This is a genomic window from Flavobacterium sp. N2038, from assembly GCF_025947185.1.
GTDB lineage: Bacteria > Bacteroidota > Bacteroidia > Flavobacteriales > Flavobacteriaceae > Flavobacterium.
This window is the reverse complement of record NZ_CP110001.1, coordinates 1742628-1763684: the sequence shown is the minus strand read 5'-3', so window position 1 is coordinate 1763684 and position 21057 is coordinate 1742628. Positions and strand designations below refer to the sequence as shown.

The following is a 21057-nucleotide window of genomic DNA, read 5'->3' as shown; positions in this document are numbered from 1 at the left end:
TTTACCCAAAATCAATGGTAAAAGAACGCTTAATTTCGCTAGATGTCTTTCGTGGACTAACTATTTTATTAATGACCATAGTAAATAACCCGGGAGACTGGGGACATGTTTACGCTCCATTACTGCATTCTGAATGGCATGGCTGTACGCCAACCGATTTAGTTTTTCCGTTTTTCATCTTTATTATGGGGGTTGCAGTGCCTCTGGCAATGCCGGAAAAATTTTATGACGACACCACTTTTAACAAAATTCTGGTGCGTTCTCTACGAATGCTTTGTCTGGGTATTTTCTTTAACTTTTTTGGAAAAATTCAGTTATTTGGACTTGAAGGGATTCCGCTTTTAATTGGCCGATTAGCCATTACTATAATGATTGGTTATGCTTTAATGGGAAGTTTCAGTTCAAAAGTTAAAAATATTTTGGCTTTCTCTATTTTACTTATTTATCTCATTTTGGCTTATAGTGGCATCGAAGCCTATCATGATGTACGTTTACCTGGCGTTTTACAACGAATCGCAGTGGTTTATTTTGTAGTTTCTCTTCTTTATTTAAAAACCAGCCAAAGAACACAAATTCTTACAGGAGTATTTTTGCTACTAGGATATTGGGCAATCATGACTTTAATTCCTGTTCCGGGATTTGGAGATGCAAATCTGGATAAAGGAACCAATTTAGCTTCCTGGCTCGACAGCGTTTTACTTAAAGGTCATATGTACCGCGAAACTCTAACATGGGATCCAGAAGGTCTTTTAAGTACAATTCCATCAATTGTAAATGGTATTATTGGCCTTTTGATTGGACAATTATTACTACTTAATACAACTAAAATTCAAAAAGCGCAAAAAATGGGTATAGCAGGAACTGCACTTATCTTTTTTGGCTTAATATGGGATGTTGTTTTCCCTATTAACAAATCACTTTGGACAAGTAGCTATGTATTGTATACAACGGGACTAGCAACGGTATTTCTAACAACATTGTATTACATAATAGATATTGCAGATTACAAAAAAGGTTTCAAACCATTTTTAATCTGGGGAGTTAACCCAATGATTGTTTTTTTTAGTTCGCAAATTATTCCTCAGGTTTTGGTAATGATACAATTTCAAAACCCACAAAATCCGGAAGAACAGACCAATCTTTTAGATTACTTATATCGCTTTTGGATTGCACCGTCCTTTACTAACCCAATGACAGCTTCCTTAGCTGGCGCATTAGTTTATGTTGGTATATGGACGTTTATTCTATGGATATTCTATAGAAACAAATTAATATTCAAAGTATAAAAATTTCACCATATAAGTAATATAAGTTCATTTTAGAAAATAGAATGATTTACCAAACTGTTTTCTCCGTAAAGTAATTTAAATGAACTTATATTACTTATATGCTACTCCAAAAATAATTATTGCTAAAACATCAATTCACAATCTTTTTATTATGAATTTATTAAAATCAATTCATAAAAAAAGTATACTTTTGCACAAAATTAAAAATAAGCAATAAAATGGCAACAAATAGAACTTTTACAATGATTAAACCGGATGCTGTAGCAAACGGACACATCGGGAATATCCTAGCAATGATTACTAATGGAGGTTTCAAAATCGTTTCATTAAAATTAACTCAACTAACTGTAGCTGATGCTCAGGCATTCTACGCAGTACACGCTGAAAGACCTTTCTACGGAGAATTGGTTGAATTTATGTCTCGCGGACCAATTGTTGCTGCAATTTTAGAAAAAGACAACGCAGTAGAAGATTTCAGAACTTTAATTGGAGCTACAAACCCAGCTGAAGCTGCTGAAGGAACTATTCGTAAAGCATACGCAACTTCTATCGGAGAAAATGCAGTTCACGGATCTGACAGCGACGAAAACGCTGCAATCGAAGGTGCATTCCACTTTGCTGGAAGAGAGCAATTCTAATAATTTTAGATTGCAGAGTTAAGATTTCAGATTGCTGAACTTACTATCACAAATAAAAAAATCCATTTCAATTGAAATGGATTTTTTTTTATATCTAAAAATCTAAAATCAGCGCAATACAACATCTTTAACAACTTCTCGCCCTAACTCTTCATTAATCATTATGACGATTTTCGATCTTCCATGAGATAATTCTTCTCTAAGAACTGCAGAGCCAAGTTCTACGTAAAGAGTACTTCCTTTCAAAACTACATTTTTGGTATAAGTTTTAACACCATTCCCCATTAAGTTCCCCCATGCTTCCTTTACATCGATCTGATCCATTCCGGGTTGTAATTTATTCACCTGAATAATTTGCTGCAAAACAGCTCCAATTGTACTTTGGTTATTTAGTCTTTTTGCCATCGTTTAAAATATTAATTGGTCCTGTTTTTTTATAATGATATTCTTTATTCTGATCATTTTTTACTACAAACTCTTTATCCGAAATCGAAATCAACTCCTCACTCCACTTCGCATAATCTGTTTTATAATCCAGAAAAGCTTGTTCTCCAACAAATCGAACCGAAACATTCTCAAAAGTATTTGTCGTCAAAAAGGTTCCATCAAGCTGTGCCATTACTTTAGTCCTGGTTCCCTTAGTCCCTTTCATTTTAAAAAAATCAAAGTTTTCATTCATTCCATATGCCTTATCTTCACCCTTATCAAAAACTACTTTTTCAATTTCCCAATAACCATTTAGTTTTGCAATATCTGCAGGTTTTATTTCTTGTTTACAACTTACCAACAGAAGTGATAAAACCAAAATCAAAAAAGTATTTTTCATAATAAACATAATAGTATTAAGAAGCTATTTCCTGTTGTTCACCGCATCCTTTATAATAAAACCGATCATAAAAGCATGCTGCTAGTCAGGGTTAAAGCTTCCGTTTTTAAAAGGAATTTAACGAGTTACAAAGGTAAACTTATAAAGTAAAAGTACCATTTATTTTATTACTTAGAATTTAATTTAACGCTGAAGTAAAACATTTTAAATCAATTGCCAACCTTCTTTAATTAGATAACTTTTACAAGTACGACAAAACTCTTTTTCTTCATCCAGTGGATTCCCACCTTTGGCATCCCGCATTAAACAGGTCTTTACAGCACAATGAGACAATCCTGCTGTATGACCTAATTCATGTAGCACGAGTTTATAAAACTGCTTATTTTTGTTTTTGGGAGATAATCTAAAATCAGAAACAACGCAAGCTTTTCCGGGACGGTAACCCAATCCCATAACACCCCAATCTTCTACATCATTCTTAGTTGTACTAATATCAAAATGTGAAAGTCCGACAATTACAGAATCTATGCCAATATTATTTTTAAGGCTTTTAATAATACTATCAGCCCGATATCTATTTCTGGGACTATAAAATGATTTTACAGGAAATGGAATATTTGTTCGTAAAACTACATTTGGATTTATAGTTTTAATTTCTGCAAATACCTTTTTGGCTTTTTCTATTTTAAAATCACCTAAAGGCTGTATAACAATTACTTTCTGACTTTTATTACTACTTTCGCTTTTCTCATTTTTACAAGAAAACGCGAGAAAAAGAAAAATAATCAAACCGTATTTCATAATCAAAATACCGTAATAAATTATCGTTTCGTTTTCATTCTTTTTAAAATTCCCATAAAAAAGAATCCAATTCCAAGCACTAATAAAACATAGTAAAAAGAAAGACTATTATCTCTCAAAACATTGGCTAAAACAAAACAAACAACACTTGCAAAATAAAACGCTAATGGAGAAATATTTTTTAAAGAAGAAAAACTCATTATAAATTATTTAAAGAAACTATCAACGAATTCATATTTATTAAAGACTTGCAAATCCTCAATCCCTTCACCAACTCCGATATATTTTACCGGAATCTGAAATTGATCTGAAATACCAATAACAACTCCACCTTTTGCTGTTCCGTCCAATTTAGTTACTGCAAGTGAAGTCACCTCTGTTGCTGCAGTAAATTGTTTTGCTTGCTCAAAAGCGTTTTGACCAGTTGAACCATCTAAAACCAAAAGTACATCGTGAGGAGCATCAGCAACCACTTTTTGCATTACACGTTTCACCTTAGTAAGCTCGTTCATTAAATTGATTTTATTATGCAAACGTCCGGCCGTATCAATAATAACGACATCGGCATTTTGAGCTACTGCAGATTGCAAAGTATCAAAAGCTACAGAAGCAGGATCACTTCCCATGTTTTGTCTCACAATAGGCACATCTACTCTATCAGCCCAAACTTGTAATTGATCAATCGCTGCAGCACGAAAAGTATCAGCAGCTCCAAGAACAACTTTATGACCCGCTTTTTTAAACTGATAAGCCAATTTTCCAATCGTAGTTGTTTTCCCAACTCCGTTTACTCCAACGACCATTAAAACATAAGGTTTTTTATCTTTCGGAATATCAAATTCGGTAGCCTCGCCTGTATTTGTTTCAGATAATAAAGCTCCAATTTCTTCACGAAGAATTAAGTTCAATTCTTCAGTTCCTAAATATTTATCTTCGGCAACGCGTTTTTCTATTCTTGAAATTACTTTTAATGTTGTATTTACTCCAACATCAGAAGCTACAAGAATTTCTTCCAGATTATCTAAAACATCGTCATCGACTTTAGATTTTCCGGCAACGGCTTTGCTTAACTTTGAGAAAAAAGTAGTTTTTGATTTTTCAAGACCTTTGTCTAAAGTCTCTTTTTTATCAGTAGAGAATAATTTTTTAAAAAAACTCATTTTTTTTAGATTATTTGATTGCCAGACTTCTGAATCATCAGAAACCCAAATCTTCAAAGAAGATCAATTGCTTTAAATCCGACCCCCGATTGAAGTAAGAATCTTTCTATTTTGCCCGGAAACCTCGGGATAAAAATAAAAGATTGCAGCTAAAAGCGGAAATCCTTGATTAAAAGAGCCAATTGTGATGCTTCTATAAAATTCTAGACAAATATAGGTAATAAAAAAGCTACTTCCGAATGAAAGTAGCTTTTCTATATAATGTAAATGTAATTATTTCTTTTTCAAGAATTCATCAACTTCTTCAGGAGCCATAATAGATTCTACGAATGTATATGCACCAGTTTTAGGAGATTTTACCATTTTGATGGCTTTTGATAATCTCTTAGAAGATGTTTGTAACGATGCTACGGTTTTCTTTGCCATGATTCAAATGTTATTGAAATTCAATAAATCTTCAAATGAAAAACCATTTGAGATTTACAAAAATCTCTAATTATTACTTAATTTCTTTGTGAACAGTTACACGTTTCAAGATTGGATTAAATTTTTTAATCTCTAATCTATCCGGAGTATTTTTTTTGTTCTTTGTTGTAATATATCTAGAAGTTCCTGCTACACCAGAAGTCTTGTGCTCAGTACATTCTAAAATTACTTGGATTCTATTACCTTTCTTTGCCATCTTGCTATATATTTATTTAGGAAAAGATTATTTGATAAATCCTTCTGACTGTGCTTTTTTCAAAACAGCAGTGATTCCATTTTTATTAATTGTTTTTATCGTAGATGCTGCTACTCTAAGAGTAATCCATCTATCTTCTTCTGGAAGATAAAAACGCTTTTTAACTAAGTTTACAGAAAACTTTCTCTTAGTTTTGTTCATAGCGTGAGAAACGTTATTTCCTACCATCGCTCTTTTACCTGTAAGGTCACAAACTCTTGACATTATACTTATCTTTTATCGTTATTCAAAATCAGGGTGCAAAGAAAAGAAAAATAAACCATTGTAGCAAAAAATTATCGCACAATTTTTAAAATTTCTTTCTGTAATATTTCTAAACTCTTAATAGTTGCTCTATCTATCACTTTTTCACGTGGTTGGCCAAAGTTAAATTCTTCAACAATTATATCGTCCGGAGTAGCCAAAGCTATAAAAACTGTTCCAATTTCAGCATCTGAATCTCCTTTTGAAGGACCTGCGTTACCAGTGGTGGCAATTGCATAGTCTGTTTTAAGCAGCTTTTTGACACTCAAAGCCATCGCCGATGCAACTTGCGCACTCACAACCGAATACTGATCGATTAAATCTTGCGAAACACCCAAAACATTGACTTTAGCTTCGGTCGCGTAAGAAACAATACTACCGTTAAAATACTTTGAAGAGCCTTCTACAGAAGATATCAATGAAGCGATTTTTCCTCCGGTACAACTTTCGGCTGTTGAAATCGTTTTGTTTTGCTTTGCAAGTAATTTTCCTATTACCGTTTCAATCGTTTCATTTTCGTCGTAACCAACTATTATATCTTGAATTATAGCATCTAAAGACGTAACATTATCCTCTATAGCTTTTTCCAACTCTTCTTTATTCGTTCCACGAGCTGTTAAGCGTAATCGTACCCGCCCCGGATTTGGCAAATAAGCCAACTTTATAAAATCAGGTAAATTATTCTCCCAATCTTCTATACGTTCTGCAACTAAACTCTCTCCCTGCCCATACGTAAGTATGGTTTTATGAATAATATACGGACGTTTATATTCCCGAACTATTTTGGGGATTATTTCTTCTTCGACCAAATATTTCATTTCATACGGAACTCCCGGAAGTGAAACAAATACGGTATTTTCTTTTTTCATCCACATTCCCGGTGCAGTCCCCATTTGATTATGCAACACCGTACATGTAGAAGGCACTAAAGCCTGATCTTTATTTAATTGCGAAATAGGTCTTTTATAAAATCCCTCTATCAATTGCGTAACATGAGCCAAAACTTCAGGGTTAACCACCAATTCGTCATCAAAATATTCACAGAATGTTTTTTTGGTAACATCGTCTTTTGTAGGCCCCAAACCTCCCGTTACAATTACAACATCAACTTTGTTTTGCAATTGGGCAAATGTATCTAAAATGTGTTTTTTATCATCACTTATCGAGATCATTTCAGTAACCTCAACTCCAATTCGATCTAATGATTTTGCAATAAAACCAGAATTTGTATCAACAATCTGACCAATTAAGATTTCATCACCAATAGTTATGATAGTTGCTTTCATGCAAATGTATTTTTTTACTTACAGTAACGTAAGTCATTATTCGAAAGTATTATTTATTTTTCCGATTTAGCAAGATACTGATGCTGAATAATTTTGCAGTAAATAATTATTCTATTTTTCAATCTTTCGGAACAAAGATCAGATTTACTGAAATTTAAAAAAAACGGACTGAATTCATATTCTGCAAAACACAACAAGAATTCAGCCGGTTCTGAGTTTTTACAAATCAAAATCTTTTTTGATTTCTTTTATCGCCTCTTTTACCTGTACCTTAATACTTTTAAAAGTTTCGATAATATCTTTTTTCTTGCCTTCTGCTTTTGTCCATGCTTCAACCTGCAGAATTTCTTCAAAAGCCACATTCAACCCCATTAAATCTAATGTTGGTTTTATTTTGTGTGCGTACGAATAGGCATATTTATGATCCTTTTTCTTTATTCCTTCTTTGATTTGTTTCAAATCCTCAGGAACCTCAGTAACGAATAAATTTAAAATTTCGTTTACAAATTCAGGATCATTATCTGAAAGTGCATATACTTTCGAAAGGTTGTACTTTAAAGCCATTATTTTACTTGTATTCTGAATAATTTTTTATCTTCTAAAAAGCCTTCTAAAATGTCATTTGGTTTTACAGCTGCAACTCCTTCGGGTGTTCCTGTAAAAATAATATCACCTATTTTTAATGTAAAATATTGTGATACATGAGAAATCAGTTCATCAATTTTCCAAAGCATCATCCCTGAATTTCCTTTTTGAACTGTTTCTGAATTATTCTTTAATTCAAAATTAAGATTTTCCATAGAAACAAAATCAGTTTTAGGCAAAAAATCACCAATAACTGCCGAACCGTCAAACGCTTTAGCTTTTTCCCACGGAAGCCCTTTTTCTTTTAATTTGCTTTGAAGATCTCGCGCAGTAAAATCAATTCCTACGCTTATTTCATCATAATACTTATGAGCGAATTTTGGCTCAATATATTTCCCTACTTTATTAATCTTTACGATTATTTCAATTTCGTGATGAACATCTTCAGAGAACTCAGGAATTACAAACGGATGCTGTTTTAACAAAACCGCCGAATCTGGCTTCATAAAAACAACAGGCTCACTTGGGCGCTCGTTTTTCAACTCTTCTATATGATTGGCATAATTCCTGCCGACACAGATAATTTTCATTCTTTTAAAGGTACTGAGATCCTAAGATCCTAAGCTACTAAGAAATCAAGTTTACAAACTTAGAACCTTAGGATCTTAGGACCTTAGAACCTTATTTAGTATTTAATTTTCTTAATTTAATTGCTGTAAGGACTTTTTTCGTGTACAATGGAAAATCAGCATTTTGAATCCAGCTGAAATATCCTGGTTCTGTCTCTAAAACTTTATCGACCTTTGCTCCTTTGTGTTTTCCAAAAGTAAATATTTCTTCATTATCCTGATCAAATGCAATCATTCCGGCAAAATCAGCAATTTTTTTCTGGTAGTGAATTCTGATAATGATTTCATATCATTTTCCAATTCCGGATAACGATCCAACTGTGCTTTTAGAATTTCGTAAGTCGCCATTGTATCTGCTTCTGCCGAATGGGCATTCTCAAGACTTTTTCCACAATAAAATTTCAAAGCAGCACTTAATGTACGTTCTTCCATCTTATGAAAAATAGTCTGCACATCTACAGAAACCTTATTTTTCATATCAAAATCAACTCCGGCACGAAGTAATTCCTCTGCCAAAAGCGGAATATCAAAACGATCTGAATTAAAACCTCCTAAATCACTATCCTTAATCATATTATACACTTGTGGTGCAAGTTCTGCAAAGGTTGGTTCATTAGCCACTTTCTCGTCAGTGATTCCGTGAACAGCTGTAGTTTGTGGAGGAATTGGAATCGTGGGATTAACCAGCCAGGTTTTACTTTCTTTATTTCCGTTTGGAAAAACTTTGAATATCGAAATTTCTACAATTCGATCTTTACCAATATCAATTCCGGTAGTTTCAAGATCAAAAAAGCAAATTGGTTTGTTCAGTTTTAATTCCATTTTTAATTTTTATAAGATTACAAATGTAAATTTTAAAGCCGAATTTCCCACCCCTAATTTTACTTTTTTTGTTCAAAATGAGTCTAAATTTCAGTTTTTAACCTTTAAGCAAGACTATTAAAACCTCATTTTTAACTTTTCTTACAAATAAAAAAAACCGGAAAACTATATTGTTTCCCGGTTTTTTAATTTATTCTATGATTCAGCTAGAAATCTCTGTCTACGTCAAAAGCTTCTAAATATTCCGCTACTCTTTTTACAAAACTTCCTCCTAATGCCCCATCTACAACTCTGTGATCGTAAGAATGTGACAAGAACATTTTTTGACGAATTCCGATAAAATCTCCTTCGGGTGTTTCAATAACTGCCGGAACTTTACGAATTGCACCAAGTGCTAAAATTCCAACCTGAGGCTGATTAATAATTGGCGTTCCAAAAACACTTCCAAAAGTCCCCACATTTGTAACTGTATAAGTTCCGCCTTGCGTATCGTCTGGTTTTAATTTTCCCGCTTTTGCACGATTCCCTAAATCGTTAACCGCTTTTGCCATTCCAACAAGATTTAACTGATCTGCATTTTTAATTACAGGAACAATTAAATTTCCATTTGGCAAAGCTGCTGCCATTCCTAAATTGATGTTTTTCTTTTTAATAATATAATCACCATCAACAGAAATATTCATTCCGGGAAATCTTTCAAAGCTTTTGCAACTGCTTCCATCATAATTGGTGTAAAAGTCAATTTCTCACCTTCTCTTTTTTCGAAAGCTGTTTTAACTTTATCTCTCCATTTTACAATGTTTGTAACATCAACTTCAATAAACGACTGAACGTGTGCTGAAGTCTGAACAGATGCCACCATGTACCCAGAAATCAATTTACGCATTCTGTCCATTTCTATGATTTCATCACCTCCATTTACAGAAACAGGAACCGCTTGCTGACTTTTTTGAACAACAGGTTCTACCACTTTTTGTGGCTGTACAACAGCTTTTGGAGTTTCTTCAACCACTTTAGGCGTCTGTACTATTCCAGATTTACGATCCTCTATATATTTTAAAATATCTTCTTTTGTTACACGTCCGTCTTTTCCTGAACCCTGAATATTTTCAAGTTCCGCAACAGAGACACCTTCTTCTTTCGCAATATTTTTAACCAACGGAGAAAAGAATTTTTCAGATCCTGAGAAATCTTGTGGAGCAATTACAACCTCTTTTACCGTTTCAATTGTTTTTTCAATTTCAACAGCTTCAGCCGGAACTACATTCTCTGACACTGGTACTGCCTGTGGAGCATCACCTTCTGTCTCAATAATTGCAATAGTCTGCCCTACCTGAACTAAATCATCTTTGCCAAATAATTGTTCAACCAAAACTCCTGACACTTCACTTGGCACTTCACTATCAACTTTATCAGTTGCAATTTCAAGCACAGCTTCATCAGCTTCAATTTTGTCTCCAACCTCTTTCAACCAGTTTGTAATAGTTGCTTCAGCGACACTTTCTCCCATTTTAGGAAGCTTTAATTCAAATCTTGCCATATTGTTAATCTAAAAGGTGATTTTGATTTTCATATTGCGAAATTACTGAAAAATTTAAATATAAATTACACTTAATATAATTTTTACTTGATTTTTATAATTTGCCCCCTGTCATTTCGTGAATTACTCCCAATTATATAATTGGTGTTTTTGGGGAAAATCTTAAAAGTAATGTTCTTATCTTTAAGAGTTTCTATGATTTTGATACATTTTTTGAACGAAACATACTGATTATCCAAAATAATCTCTGTCTTTTTACCCTTTAAAATCAGGCACGAATTTACCATTTTTTCTTTTTTGAAATTTAAAAAGACTACTTTATTTTTTAAAATTACAGGTAATTTTTCAGACAAAAACTTATTTTCCGAATAAAAAATATAACTTTCTGGTTGCGTTTTTTGCTTCGATTTGCCCTGAAACATTTTTATAAATGAAAAAACTATCGTTCCAGTTTGGATAAAAAAACTAAAAAACAATGATTTCCTGAAATGCTTCTGATAGAAAAAATTCATAGCATCCTGAAAGCGTTTCATATACAACTCGTCTTTAATTGTACTTTCTCCTTTATAATGTAAAACTGTAGTTTCATGAAAGTAATAATTATCTTTTTTTAATTGCAGCACACGATACGATAAATCAATATCATCTGCATACATAAAACAATCTTCATCAAAACCATTTAACTCCAGATACAGGTTCTTTTTCATAAACATAAATGCACCAACCAAAATCTCCACTTTTCCTGTTTGATTTTCGCTTAAATGTTGTGCATAATAACGATTGAATAATTTTGATTTAGGAAATATTTTATACAACCCAAAAATTTTTGTAAAGGCAACCCACGGTGTCGGAATTCCGCGTTTACTTTCAGGAAGAAAACTTCCGTTTCCATCCATTAATTTACAACCAATAATTCCTAATTCTTTTTTTTCTTCTGCGAAAGCTACAATTTTCAAGAAAGTATCTTCCGCTACAACTGTGTCAGGGTTTAAAATACAGATATATTCTCCTTTTGCTTCTGTTACTCCTATATTATTGCCTTTTGGAAAACCAAAATTCTCTTTATTCTGAATGAGTTTGATAAAAGGGAATTTCTCTTTCATCATCAAACAGGAATCATCTGATGAGTTATTATCAACAACAATAATTTCTGCATCAAGTACAGCAATTGCTTCCTGAACACTTAAAACACACTGTTCCAGAAAGTATCTCACATTATAATTAAGAATTATTACCGATAATTGCATGAAAATTTTGGGCTGATGATTTTTGGGAAAGTTAGAAATTTTCTGTTAATCCTAATCGTAAAGACCAATCGTTTTTACTTATCCCATAATCCAACGCTAAATTACTGTTGTTTTTTTTGTTCCATTTAATTCGGATTCCAGTTCCAACGGCAGGATGCCATTTATCAAATTTATAAGTATCCAATTTTGAAACCGATGAAACATTGGCAAAAAAAACGGCCCCAAAAAAGCCATTGCGCGTGATATCTGTTCGATATTCCGTTTCAAAATAAAGCAACGCATTACTTCTATATCTGTTTTTAGTAAAACCTCTTCCTGTTTTTCCGTCACGATCCCAGCCAATACTTGGTAAATCAAGATAATGTGGCTTACCGCCAAAAGTAGACCAATAAAAAGCTCTTGATGCCCAAACCCGGTGTTTGTATTTATTAAAGGAATGATATTTTCGGGCATCAAAATACAAAGACTGCCATTTATCTCCATTTACACCGCTTGTATTTATTCTTAAATCGGTTTCGACATACAATCCTTGCTCCGGATTTACGATATTCTTTCTGGAATCATACAAACCCTGAAAAGCAAATCCAAACGAGGTTTCATCTGAAAAATCTCCATTCATGTATTTTACATAGTCCGTTTCTTCATCAATATATGATTCCTCAGAAATATTTGTGTAATTATCAAAAAGAAATCCAACTCCTAGTCTGTAATTACCAACTACTTTTCGGGTAATAAATTGATAAAACCGCCATTGTTTATAATCTAAAGTTGACATTTCTTCTTTAGAATTATGATCGCCCAAACCATAAGTAAGCTGCGGATAAATCAAATAGCGATAATCGCCAATAAAATTCCATTTATTGTCCTTTGTATAAATATAGGACTGAACCGGAAATACGTATTGATTACTAAAACTAAAATAGGGAGAAAAAGAAACCTGCGACATATTTGTTGTTTCGTGATCTTCGCCCAGATAAAAAGTAGTTAAAAATGAAATAACGAGTCCATTTGAATTATTTGCACCAATCGGAACTGGTAATAAAGAAAAAGCCAGTTTTCTATCCTTACGCTCATTAATTGTATCGTTTTTTTTAAAGATTTTTTGAATGACATCTAAAATATCTTTGCTTTCCACAGAAGTACTATCATTTTGCGCGTAACAAAATGGAGAAACGAAAAGTAAAAACAAGATAAATTTTATTTTTAAACTATTCATTAAAAACACTTTAAGAATGGATTCTCACAAATTTAAAATTTTATTAAGACAATAACATCTTTTTAAAAAGAATTACAGAAAGAAAATTTAATGCTGAGAAAAAGTATCTTTGAGAGAAATAATATTGATTTTTCACACCTAATGATTAATTATGATTCGACTGCTATTTTCATCTGTTGCAATTATATTTTTTGTTTCAAACTACAATAGTAATTCTTCTTTAGAATCAATAGATCTTGTAAAATCAAACACTTGGTTTATTGCTGGTCCAGCCAAAGAGAATCAGGAAACGATAAACACTGTACGGCAAAAAGAAGGCATTGTTCGCGTCACTTCCAAAGATTTTCCAACTGGAGAAATTGAATTAAATGTTACTATTATTCCATCAGAAACTAATGAAGGGATTCCGAAAAACTTATCTGATAATTCTGGTTCTGTTACAATTATTTACAAATCTACTCAGCTTATAAAATTACAAGCACGCGAAGGAAATGCAGATGGAACCGGCTGCGTACATGGAGGCTCTCATCCTATGACAGATCTGCCAGCATCTCCGAACAGATTTACTACTTTAAAAATTCCATGGGAAAAATTTAGACAAGACGGATTAGCCAACGGAAGACTTTTAAACACACATAATCTCTGCAAATTCAATTTTGTAAACTATAAACCAGTATCAGGATCGTCACTAGAAATAAAATCTGTTCTAATTCAAAATTAACCAACATGAAAACAAAACTTTTTCTTTTACTTTTTGTTACCCTATCATTTTTCAATTTTGGTTATAGCCAAAAAAAATCAACACCTCAAAAAATTGATATTAATGGCGTTTGGGAAGACATTAATTCCGGCGTTCAAAATGCTGTTGCAATCATTTCAGAACATAACGGAAAAATAATTTTCTCTCATTATCTAGAATGGAAAGGCCAAAAATTTGTAGAAAGCGGCACGGGAAAAAGAACCGGAAATACGCTTACTTATACCGTAAATGTAACTTTGCCAATTGAAGGCTGGGCAACCGCCGGAACGCATACTTTAGTTTTATCTGAAGATGGAAACACGCTTGAAGGAACTTTTAAAGATAATAAGGATCGGAATGGTCCCATATCCTTTAGAAGAGTTCGGTAAAATATTTGTTTCAGGTTTCAAATTCTTTGCAGTGCATGAATCTGAAACCTGAAACTTTTTTCTATAAATGCAGCTGAATTTTAAATCTGTTACAAATTTTCATTACCAAAAGCATAATGGTTGAAAATACCAGCGACCAAATAATTCCCGGAACTCCTTCGCGGAAATAATCGGGAATGATATGAATATTAAAAGCCAAATTGAAATAGTAAATAACACCAGGTAAAATATAAATCAATAAAGGGTTTGCAGCGGCGGGCATGAAAAACTCACTCCATTTTGTTTGTTTTTTAATCTCCATTAACCAATACAAAAAGTAAAACAAAATTGTGCAAATTCCTGCCGACAACATTGTCCAGGATGGAGTTCCGTGTATTTTTGAGATTCCGAAATATGGTCGAAGAAAAAATCCAACAGCAAAAAACAAAATAATGAAACCAATAACTGGCCAATTGATTTTGCTTTCTATTTTTCGGTCAAAAAATAATAACGAAATTATTATTCCTGCGGAGGCTAAAGCAGCATGTGTAAGATGCCCCGCTATAAAACTAAGCCAGGAAATATTTCGAACAAATGAATTTTCAGTAAGATTTAAAGAATTCATAACTACACAGAAAACCAGAAAAGCAATCATTGCCCATAATTTTCCTGAAACTAACCAATAGTAAACCACTGTAAAAAAATATGCCCAGCCAATTAAACCCAGAATTCCCCACCATTTTGGCGTCATTCCTCTTTCGCCAGTATCCTGAATGTACACAAAATAAAGCAGTATTAAAACCAAAATAGCACCGTATTGCAGTGTCCACTTTATCCAAACGGGAAAATCTTTCGGATATTTATTCCAGATCGGAATTGGCATTGCATAGGCCAAAAGCCCCCAGAATGCTGGTGCAATCAGCATTTTTGAAGCATCATATCCATACTCTGCATTAACCATAAAAACTCCAATAACAACTAAAGCTAATGCTCTTTTTAAAGTATGTGTCCAAATTGTTTTTGGGCTATCTCCTTTTAACAATCTAGCATTAAAAGCAAATGGGATAGACATTCCGACAATAAATAAAAAAGATGGAAAAACTAAATCTACAAAAGTCATCGCATCGGCATCAGCTGGCATATGTTTCATCCATTGTGGGACATTTTTAACACTCGCCAGTTCATTTACAAATATCATTACAAAAATGGTAATCCCGCGCAAAGCATCAATAGAAATAATTCTTTTACTATATAAATTCTCTTTTATTTTCATAAATAATTGGATAAGTGACACCAACAAATATAAAATAATAGTTGAAACTCCAATTTTATTTCTAAAATAAATTTAACATTGACTCGTTTGAAAACAGAACTTTTATTATCTATTCGTTATTTTTGCAACATGTTATCATTTTTAAAATCAAAACCATACTTAAAAGATCTTCTGGGAGGAAATTATGTCGATATTCATTCACATCTCATTCCCGGAATAGATGATGGGGCGCGAAAAATTTCTGACACTTTGAAGCTTGTAAAATCTTTAGAAGAAATTGGAGTTTCACAAATAACTACTACCCCACATATTAGCCACTATATCTGGAATAATTCTCCTGGAATTATTATTGAAAAACAAACAGAAACAAAACTTTTGTTAGAAGACCATAATTACAAAATTCCTTTTAGAGCGGCGGCTGAATATTTTATGGATGACTGGTTTGAAAATCACTTTAAAGATGAAAAATTATTAACTCTAAAAGATAATTATGTACTAGTTGAAATGTCTTATATGAACGCTCCGGTTCAACTATATAAAATTCTTTTTGAGTTGCAGGTTGCAGGATACATTCCGGTTCTGGCACATCCTGAACGATATTTGTTTTATCATAAAAACTTTAGTGAATATCAAAAATTAAAAAAAGCCGGCTGTTTGTTCCAACTAAACTTACTTGCAATTGTTGGTTATTATGGCACTGAAATAACCAAAATTGCAGAACAACTTCTCAAAAATGGAATGTATAATTTTGTTGGAACAGATGTACACCACAGTAACCATATTAATTCATTTCATCAAAAAGTAAAAATAGACAATCCAACTACTACAATCTTAAAAGAAGTTATAGCAAATAATCAATTCTTTAAATTTTAATTTATTATAAATAATACGCATAAAAAAAACGGTTCAAATTGAACCGTTTTTTCATTTATAGTGATTTTCTTTATTTTGAGATAATCTTTTTATACCAAGACTTCTCAGGCTCTTTCACACCATAGCCATAGCCATGTCCTTTTGTACAATCAGTGTCATTGAGAACGATACACATATTAGGCAGTCTCTTTTCTTTATAATACTTATTTGCTATAGATAACATGCGTTTTTCCAATACATTCGCACGCATTACATATACAAAGGTGTCTGCATTTTTAGCGATTATTAGAGTATCTGTAACCAGACTAATTGGTGATGTATCTACTATAATATAATCATATTCTTTTTTAAGTTCTGCAAAAAGTTCTTCTACTTTATTACTCATCAATAACTCTGCTGGATTTGGCGGAATTACTCCTGATGGCAAAATATAAAAATTCTTGTACTCTTCATGCTTGAATATATAATCTTGTATATTTTTATCTGTCGATGACAAATAATTAGTTAAACCTAAACCAGGCACATCGATATACTCATCAAACTTTGGGTTTCTGATATCGGCTCCTATTAACAAAACTCTTTTTCCTGACAAAGCGAAAGTTGCTGCGAGATTTGTTGATACAAAAGTCTTTCCTTCTGATGGAAAAGTAGAGGTTACAAAAATGGTTTTAGCAATACCATCAGGAACTTTGTTTAGCATAAACTCCAGATTGGTTCTAACAATACGAATTGCTTCGGCAGAACTGGTTCGGCTTTCGGACTTAACTAATTCCTTAATATTATCAGAAGTTGGTACATCTCCTATAAAAGGAATTTGCGTTTTACCTTCCAGATCTAATTTACTCTTAATCTTTGTATCGAATAAATCATCTACATATATAAATCCAAAAGGAACCAATAAACCTAATAATACTCCAGCCAAATAAATGATTTTTCCCTTTGGAGCAATCTGATTTTTTTCTGCTTTAGCAGTATCAATAACACGGGCATTTGGTTCTGTTGCCGATAATGAAATAGCAGTTTCTTCTCTTTTTTGCAATAAATAAAGATACAATTCTTCTTTAACCTTTTGCTGTCTTGCAATTACTCTAAACTGGCGCTCCTGAACAGGAATTTTTCCAATTTTGTTGCTTAAAATACGTTCCTGACTTTTAATATCCCGATTTTGAATCTGCAAATTTGCCTGCATACGACTCAAACTAGCTGCAACATTTGATTTTAATGCCCCTATCTGCTGATCTAATTTTAAAACAGCCGGATTTTCTTCTGTTGCTGATTTTAAAATTCTATTACGATCCAAAACCAATTGATTATAAGAAGAAATTAGTCCACTTGCATCTCCCTTATCTACTATCATATTTGTAGGCAATAAATCAGAATTAGTGCTTTTTTTAATAAAATCCAACAGTGAATTGACTACATTCAACTGAATTTCTGTTTCTACTCCTTTTTTGTCATATTCTGTTGAACCCTCTGTAAAAAGCTTAGCATCAGAATCAATATCTGTTAGCTGATTTGTTTTTTTAAAACTTTCAACATTTTGCTCCACACCATCAAGTTCCTGAGTAATTAATGACAATCGATTTGCAATAAATTTTGAAGTAGTTTCAGAAATAGAATTTTTATCATCCGCAGCATTTTCATTGTATATCTCAATCATATTGTCCAAAAAAGCTTCTGCTTTTTTAGAAACAGGATCAGATATAGAAATATTTACAACACTACTCGTTTTATTTATAGGTTCTACTTTCATTTTTTTTCGAAAAGCTTCGGTAACATCATCTAATGGAGATATTACAATACGAATGGATTCAAATCGATCTGTATGATTTTTTTCGTAAAATGCTGTTTTTTCAATAACCAAGGTTCCAATCTCTGTTTTAATTCGCTCTCCGTATTTAAAATCTTTCTGCGATGATAAAACAAATTTTCCCTTCTCGTCTTCTTCACTCTCTAATGAAAATGTAAGTGGAGTCAAAAGTTTACAATTTAAAGTAATTTTAGATTCGTTAAATAAAACTGATTTGTTTATAAAGATCACTTTTATTGGACTCACTTCGTAAACATCCCGATCTATAACATTTCCTTTAACAAATAAAGAAATATTTAGATCTAGTTTATTAATAGTGCTTTCTGCTAACGTTCTGGATTTTAATATTTCAATTTCATTATCAACATTGCTTTTCATTCCTCCTCCTAAACCTAAATCAGCAAAAGCAGATAATTCAGAAAGCATCCCGCCTTTTTTCTCATCCTTAACTAAAATAGATGTTGAAGCTTCATAACTAGGTGTGGTATAACGCAAATACAAAAATGCTAAACCTATGCCTATTATTATAGCTATCAAAAACCAACGCCAATGAACTATATATTTATCTAATTGCTCTCTAATATTAATCTCTTCGATTTCATCATCAATAGCATCATTATAAAAATCTTGCTTTTTCATTTTCATTTTATTTAAAGATTAGAACAGAAAGCGATACTAAAATAGAAACCGCCGATATAATTACCGAAGTATTTGGGCCTACAGCCGAAGAATTTACTCTTGTTTTATTAGGTTCAACATAAACCACATCATTTTGAGCCAAATAATAAAATGGTGAATTAATAAAATCTGATTTGGTGATATCTACCCTGTTAAATGATTTCTCCCCATTGACTTCTCTAATAATCAAAATATTATTTCGTTTACCATAAATCGTTAAGTCTTTTGCCATACTTAAAGCCTCAACCAACGTAACTCTTTCTGATGTAATCGGGTAGGTTCCAGGTAAATTAACCTCGCCTTGTAATGAAATTTTAAAATTTGTTATACGAAGATTAATAATCGGATTTTTAACATAGACCCCAATTTTAGTTTGCAATAATTGCAAGACATTAGTACGGGTTAATCCTCCAATTTTTATTTTTCCCAATACAGGAAAATCGATTTCCCCATTTTGATCTACAAGATAAGACTGAACTGTTTCCTGACCACGAGCGATGTCTAATCTATTATTGCTTGAGAGACTATAAGTCTTAAGATTAAAAGGAGATGCAGCTTCTTGATCTTCTGCAGAAACAATGATCATTAACAAATCATCAGGCTGAATTTTAACTTCGTAAGAATTTGTATTTTGACTATTTTTTAAAGTATCAATATTCTGATAATAAACTACGTTTTGTTTTGAAGCACAAGAAAAAAACAAAAACATGAAAGCTAAAAAACATGATGTTTTTATAAAAAAAATAAAGTGGTACATTGGATTTAAATTTTAAAGCTGGATTGTATCCGTAAAACCAAAACATTGTTTTACAGACTATTAAATCATTTTAAAAGGTTTTTAATTTCGGAAATGAGGAAATGAGAAAAACTAGTAGGCATTTTTTTCTCCCTGAAAAATATTGAAGACTGTTTTAAGAATTATTTTGATATCTAATAGTAAACTCCAGTTTTCTATATACCAAATATCAAACTCTACCCTGTTCTCCATATCCATAAGTTTTTTGGTTTCGCCGCGATAACCATTAACCTGAGCCCAACCCGTGATACCAGGTTTTGCATAGTGACGAACTAAATAATTGTTTATTAATTCTGTATATTCTTTGGTATGATACAACATATGCGGGCGTGGTCCTACTACTGACATATTACCCAGAAACACATTAAAAAACTGTGGCAATTCGTCAATACTGTTTTTTCGCATAAAGGCTCCAAATCTGGTAATACGGCTATCTCCTTTTTGAGCCTGAATTCGATCTGAAGAATTATTTACATACATGCTTCTAAACTTGTAACATGCAAATGCTTTGTTATCTCTTCCGGATCTTTCTTGTTTAAAAAATACTGGCCCACGCGATTCTATTTTTATAATTGCAATAATGATCGGAAATAGCCATGGAAATACTAAAAAGATTACCATTGTTGAAAAACAAACATCAAAAAACTTTTTCAACAGTCGATTTGCTGTATTCTCCAGAGGTTCTCTTCTGGACATTAATACAGGTGTATTGTCATAAAAAGAGATTTCAACCTTGCTGGACTTCGTGTATAATTGAAAATCCGGAATAAACTTGATTCGAACCATATGATGTTCGCATATACGAATAAGCTTATTGATAATATCAACATCATCGATATGCAGAGCAACATACATCTCATCTACATGTTGTTTGCTAATAAAACTTTGAATGTCATCAAATCCTCCTAATATATTTCCGGAAACAGAATCAGAAACATTTTGTTTTTCATCAAAGAAACCTAAAAAACGATAACCGTATGTTAAGTTTTTAGCAAGCGTTTTGCGCATACTTTTCCCTTTATCATTGGCTCCGACAATAATAATGTTTCTAAAATTGTATCCCTTTCTTCTGATATATTTTAAAGCAATCATTGAAAAAGAACGTGAAATCATCAGCAATAAAAAGAAGAACACATAAAAATAAAGCAACTGAAGTCTGGAAATATCTGAATACTTTAGAAAAACAACAAAAAGCGCTACAATAGCTGCGTGAACAACAAACTTCTCCATCGTTCTTTTTAGAATCGATTCGATAGTTTCTACTCTTATAATCCTGTAAGAATCCTTATACAATAGAAGCCCAAGCCAGATTAAATTAGCCAATAAAGATATTGTTTGGGTTTCCTTTAAAAAAAGTCTATTAAAACTTTCAAACTTAAATAATACCGAAATAACAATTGCGGCATTTAACAAAATCATATCCAGAAGAATAAATAAAATCTGGAAGTATCGCGAAAAACTATAATCCGACAGTTTTTGTAAAATTTTCATAATCT

The 21057-nt window shown here is 32.4% G+C and carries 22 protein-coding genes and 2 pseudogenes; 5 read left to right on the top strand and 19 right to left on the bottom strand.

All coding sequences use genetic code 11. From position 1 onward, the window contains the following. Positions 1 to 14: 14 nt before the first annotated feature. Both OLM51_RS08115 and OLM51_RS08110 read left to right on the top strand, forming a co-directional pair. Positions 15 to 1286 carry an acyltransferase family protein gene (locus OLM51_RS08115; protein ID WP_264553814.1) on the top strand — a complete coding sequence of 424 codons (1272 nt, stop codon included), beginning with the start codon at positions 15 to 17 and terminating at the stop codon, positions 1284 to 1286. Positions 1287 to 1507: 221 nt separating this feature from the next. Further along, positions 1508 to 1927, top strand: coding sequence for a nucleoside-diphosphate kinase (locus tag OLM51_RS08110; RefSeq protein ID WP_129052660.1), 420 nt, complete (start codon positions 1508 to 1510; stop codon positions 1925 to 1927). 108 nt (positions 1928 to 2035) lie between these two features. On the opposite strand, the gene OLM51_RS08105 is transcribed toward OLM51_RS08110, so the two are convergent. The 15 genes and pseudogenes from OLM51_RS08105 to OLM51_RS08035 form a co-directional block, all read right to left on the bottom strand. Then, complete coding sequence (locus OLM51_RS08105; RefSeq protein WP_264553813.1) at positions 2036 to 2332, bottom strand: DUF721 domain-containing protein; 297 nt, start codon at positions 2330 to 2332, stop codon at positions 2036 to 2038. Beyond that, on the bottom strand, positions 2313 to 2753 hold the full coding sequence (locus tag OLM51_RS08100) for a hypothetical protein (protein WP_264553812.1): 441 nt from the start codon (positions 2751 to 2753) through the stop codon (positions 2313 to 2315). Before OLM51_RS08100 ends, OLM51_RS08105 begins: the two co-directional genes overlap by 20 nt. 204 nt (positions 2754 to 2957) lie before the next feature. Next, entirely contained in the window at positions 2958 to 3554 is a 597-nt protein-coding gene (locus tag OLM51_RS08095; RefSeq protein ID WP_264553811.1) for a Zn-dependent protease, read from the bottom strand. 20 nt (positions 3555 to 3574) lie between these two features. Continuing rightward, positions 3575 to 3754, bottom strand: a complete 180-nt coding sequence (locus OLM51_RS08090) for a hypothetical protein (RefSeq protein WP_264553810.1) — start codon at positions 3752 to 3754, stop codon at positions 3575 to 3577. A gap of 6 nt (positions 3755 to 3760) precedes the next feature. Continuing rightward, positions 3761 to 4714: a signal recognition particle-docking protein FtsY gene (gene ftsY / locus OLM51_RS08085; RefSeq protein WP_264553809.1), complete on the bottom strand. Its 954-nt coding sequence runs from the start codon at positions 4712 to 4714 to the stop codon at positions 3761 to 3763. A 273-nt stretch (positions 4715 to 4987) separates the two neighbouring features. Continuing rightward, positions 4988 to 5140 (bottom strand): DUF4295 domain-containing protein, encoded by a 153-nt coding sequence (locus tag OLM51_RS08080; protein ID WP_008468081.1) that lies wholly within the window; start codon positions 5138 to 5140, stop codon positions 4988 to 4990. A gap of 73 nt (positions 5141 to 5213) precedes the next feature. Next, on the bottom strand, positions 5214 to 5396 hold the full coding sequence (gene rpmG / locus OLM51_RS08075) for a 50S ribosomal protein L33 (protein WP_017495179.1): 183 nt from the start codon (positions 5394 to 5396) through the stop codon (positions 5214 to 5216). A gap of 27 nt (positions 5397 to 5423) precedes the next feature. Beyond that, positions 5424 to 5660 (bottom strand): 50S ribosomal protein L28, encoded by a 237-nt coding sequence (gene rpmB, locus OLM51_RS08070; protein WP_008468080.1) that lies wholly within the window; start codon positions 5658 to 5660, stop codon positions 5424 to 5426. A 71-nt stretch (positions 5661 to 5731) separates the two neighbouring features. After that, positions 5732 to 6985, bottom strand: coding sequence for a competence/damage-inducible protein A (locus OLM51_RS08065; RefSeq protein WP_264553808.1), 1254 nt, complete (start codon positions 6983 to 6985; stop codon positions 5732 to 5734). A gap of 219 nt (positions 6986 to 7204) precedes the next feature. After that, a complete protein-coding gene (locus OLM51_RS08060) occupies positions 7205 to 7549 on the bottom strand; it encodes an Hpt domain-containing protein (RefSeq protein WP_264553807.1) in 345 nt (114 codons plus the stop codon). Further along, positions 7549 to 8160 carry a fumarylacetoacetate hydrolase family protein gene (locus OLM51_RS08055; protein ID WP_264553806.1) on the bottom strand — a complete coding sequence of 204 codons (612 nt, stop codon included), beginning with the start codon at positions 8158 to 8160 and terminating at the stop codon, positions 7549 to 7551. Before OLM51_RS08055 ends, OLM51_RS08060 begins: the two co-directional genes overlap by 1 nt. A 91-nt stretch (positions 8161 to 8251) precedes the next feature. After that, positions 8252 to 9021: pseudogene (locus OLM51_RS08050) on the bottom strand (exonuclease domain-containing protein). Positions 9022 to 9227: 206 nt separating this feature from the next. Further along, positions 9228 to 10561 (bottom strand): annotated as a pseudogene (locus OLM51_RS08045) (dihydrolipoamide acetyltransferase family protein). Between the two features lie 83 nt (positions 10562 to 10644). Beyond that, a complete protein-coding gene (locus tag OLM51_RS08040; RefSeq protein WP_264553805.1) occupies positions 10645 to 11808 on the bottom strand; it encodes a glycosyltransferase family 2 protein in 1164 nt (387 codons plus the stop codon). Between the two features lie 31 nt (positions 11809 to 11839). Further along, the gene (locus OLM51_RS08035) at positions 11840 to 13024 is read right to left on the bottom strand and encodes a hypothetical protein (RefSeq protein ID WP_264553804.1); all 1185 of its coding nucleotides are present in this window, start codon (positions 13022 to 13024) and stop codon (positions 11840 to 11842) included. A gap of 151 nt (positions 13025 to 13175) precedes the next feature. Here OLM51_RS08035 and OLM51_RS08030 point away from each other — a divergent pair, with 151 nt between their 5' ends. Both OLM51_RS08030 and OLM51_RS08025 read left to right on the top strand, forming a co-directional pair. Then, positions 13176 to 13745 carry a hypothetical protein gene (locus OLM51_RS08030; RefSeq protein WP_264553803.1) on the top strand — a complete coding sequence of 190 codons (570 nt, stop codon included), beginning with the start codon at positions 13176 to 13178 and terminating at the stop codon, positions 13743 to 13745. 5 nt (positions 13746 to 13750) lie between these two features. Then, a complete protein-coding gene (locus tag OLM51_RS08025; protein WP_264553802.1) occupies positions 13751 to 14152 on the top strand; it encodes a hypothetical protein in 402 nt (133 codons plus the stop codon). 61 nt (positions 14153 to 14213) lie between these two features. Here the strand turns inward: OLM51_RS08025 and OLM51_RS08020 are convergent, their stop codons facing one another. Beyond that, entirely contained in the window at positions 14214 to 15404 is a 1191-nt protein-coding gene (locus tag OLM51_RS08020) for a DUF5009 domain-containing protein (RefSeq protein WP_264553801.1), read from the bottom strand. 129 nt (positions 15405 to 15533) lie between these two features. Here OLM51_RS08020 and OLM51_RS08015 point away from each other — a divergent pair, with 129 nt between their 5' ends. Further along, the gene (locus OLM51_RS08015; RefSeq protein ID WP_264554280.1) at positions 15534 to 16277 is read left to right on the top strand and encodes a tyrosine-protein phosphatase; all 744 of its coding nucleotides are present in this window, start codon (positions 15534 to 15536) and stop codon (positions 16275 to 16277) included. A 70-nt stretch (positions 16278 to 16347) separates the two neighbouring features. Here the strand turns inward: OLM51_RS08015 and OLM51_RS08010 are convergent, their stop codons facing one another. From OLM51_RS08010 to OLM51_RS08000, 3 genes are all read right to left on the bottom strand, one after another. Further along, a complete protein-coding gene (locus OLM51_RS08010; protein WP_264553800.1) occupies positions 16348 to 18726 on the bottom strand; it encodes a GumC family protein in 2379 nt (792 codons plus the stop codon). Positions 18727 to 18733: 7 nt separating this feature from the next. Further along, positions 18734 to 19522, bottom strand: coding sequence for a polysaccharide biosynthesis/export family protein (locus tag OLM51_RS08005; protein ID WP_264553799.1), 789 nt, complete (start codon positions 19520 to 19522; stop codon positions 18734 to 18736). 111 nt (positions 19523 to 19633) lie between these two features. After that, positions 19634 to 21052: an undecaprenyl-phosphate glucose phosphotransferase gene (locus tag OLM51_RS08000; RefSeq protein WP_264553798.1), complete on the bottom strand. Its 1419-nt coding sequence runs from the start codon at positions 21050 to 21052 to the stop codon at positions 19634 to 19636. Positions 21053 to 21057: the final 5 nt, after the last annotated feature.

Excerpts from the sequence above, each read along its gene's own strand:
- OLM51_RS08090 (WP_264553810.1), bottom strand. The coding sequence starts at position 3,754 with ATGAGTTTTTCTTCTTTAAAAAATATTTCTCCATTAGCGTTTTATTTT.
- ftsY (WP_264553809.1), bottom strand. The coding sequence starts at position 4,714 with ATGAGTTTTTTTAAAAAATTATTCTCTACTGATAAAAAAGAGACTTTA.
- OLM51_RS08115 (WP_264553814.1), top strand. The coding sequence starts at position 15 with ATGGTAAAAGAACGCTTAATTTCGCTAGATGTCTTTCGTGGACTAACT.
- OLM51_RS08110 (WP_129052660.1), top strand. The coding sequence starts at position 1,508 with ATGGCAACAAATAGAACTTTTACAATGATTAAACCGGATGCTGTAGCA.
- OLM51_RS08020 (WP_264553801.1), bottom strand. The coding sequence starts at position 15,404 with ATGAAAATAAAAGAGAATTTATATAGTAAAAGAATTATTTCTATTGAT.
- rpmB (WP_008468080.1), bottom strand. The coding sequence starts at position 5,660 with ATGTCAAGAGTTTGTGACCTTACAGGTAAAAGAGCGATGGTAGGAAAT.
- OLM51_RS08010 (WP_264553800.1), bottom strand. The coding sequence starts at position 18,726 with ATGAAAAAGCAAGATTTTTATAATGATGCTATTGATGATGAAATCGAA.
- OLM51_RS08035 (WP_264553804.1), bottom strand. The coding sequence starts at position 13,024 with ATGAATAGTTTAAAAATAAAATTTATCTTGTTTTTACTTTTCGTTTCT.
- OLM51_RS08030 (WP_264553803.1), top strand. The coding sequence starts at position 13,176 with ATGATTCGACTGCTATTTTCATCTGTTGCAATTATATTTTTTGTTTCA.
- OLM51_RS08015 (WP_264554280.1), top strand. The coding sequence starts at position 15,534 with ATGTTATCATTTTTAAAATCAAAACCATACTTAAAAGATCTTCTGGGA.
- OLM51_RS08060 (WP_264553807.1), bottom strand. The coding sequence starts at position 7,549 with ATGGCTTTAAAGTACAACCTTTCGAAAGTATATGCACTTTCAGATAAT.
- OLM51_RS08100 (WP_264553812.1), bottom strand. The coding sequence starts at position 2,753 with ATGAAAAATACTTTTTTGATTTTGGTTTTATCACTTCTGTTGGTAAGT.
- OLM51_RS08040 (WP_264553805.1), bottom strand. The coding sequence starts at position 11,808 with ATGCAATTATCGGTAATAATTCTTAATTATAATGTGAGATACTTTCTG.
- OLM51_RS08005 (WP_264553799.1), bottom strand. The coding sequence starts at position 19,522 with ATGTACCACTTTATTTTTTTTATAAAAACATCATGTTTTTTAGCTTTC.
- OLM51_RS08055 (WP_264553806.1), bottom strand. The coding sequence starts at position 8,160 with ATGAAAATTATCTGTGTCGGCAGGAATTATGCCAATCATATAGAAGAG.
- rpmG (WP_017495179.1), bottom strand. The coding sequence starts at position 5,396 with ATGGCAAAGAAAGGTAATAGAATCCAAGTAATTTTAGAATGTACTGAG.
- OLM51_RS08025 (WP_264553802.1), top strand. The coding sequence starts at position 13,751 with ATGAAAACAAAACTTTTTCTTTTACTTTTTGTTACCCTATCATTTTTC.
- OLM51_RS08095 (WP_264553811.1), bottom strand. The coding sequence starts at position 3,554 with ATGAAATACGGTTTGATTATTTTTCTTTTTCTCGCGTTTTCTTGTAAA.
- OLM51_RS08000 (WP_264553798.1), bottom strand. The coding sequence starts at position 21,052 with ATGAAAATTTTACAAAAACTGTCGGATTATAGTTTTTCGCGATACTTC.
- OLM51_RS08105 (WP_264553813.1), bottom strand. The coding sequence starts at position 2,332 with ATGGCAAAAAGACTAAATAACCAAAGTACAATTGGAGCTGTTTTGCAG.
- OLM51_RS08065 (WP_264553808.1), bottom strand. The coding sequence starts at position 6,985 with ATGAAAGCAACTATCATAACTATTGGTGATGAAATCTTAATTGGTCAG.
- OLM51_RS08080 (WP_008468081.1), bottom strand. The coding sequence starts at position 5,140 with ATGGCAAAGAAAACCGTAGCATCGTTACAAACATCTTCTAAGAGATTA.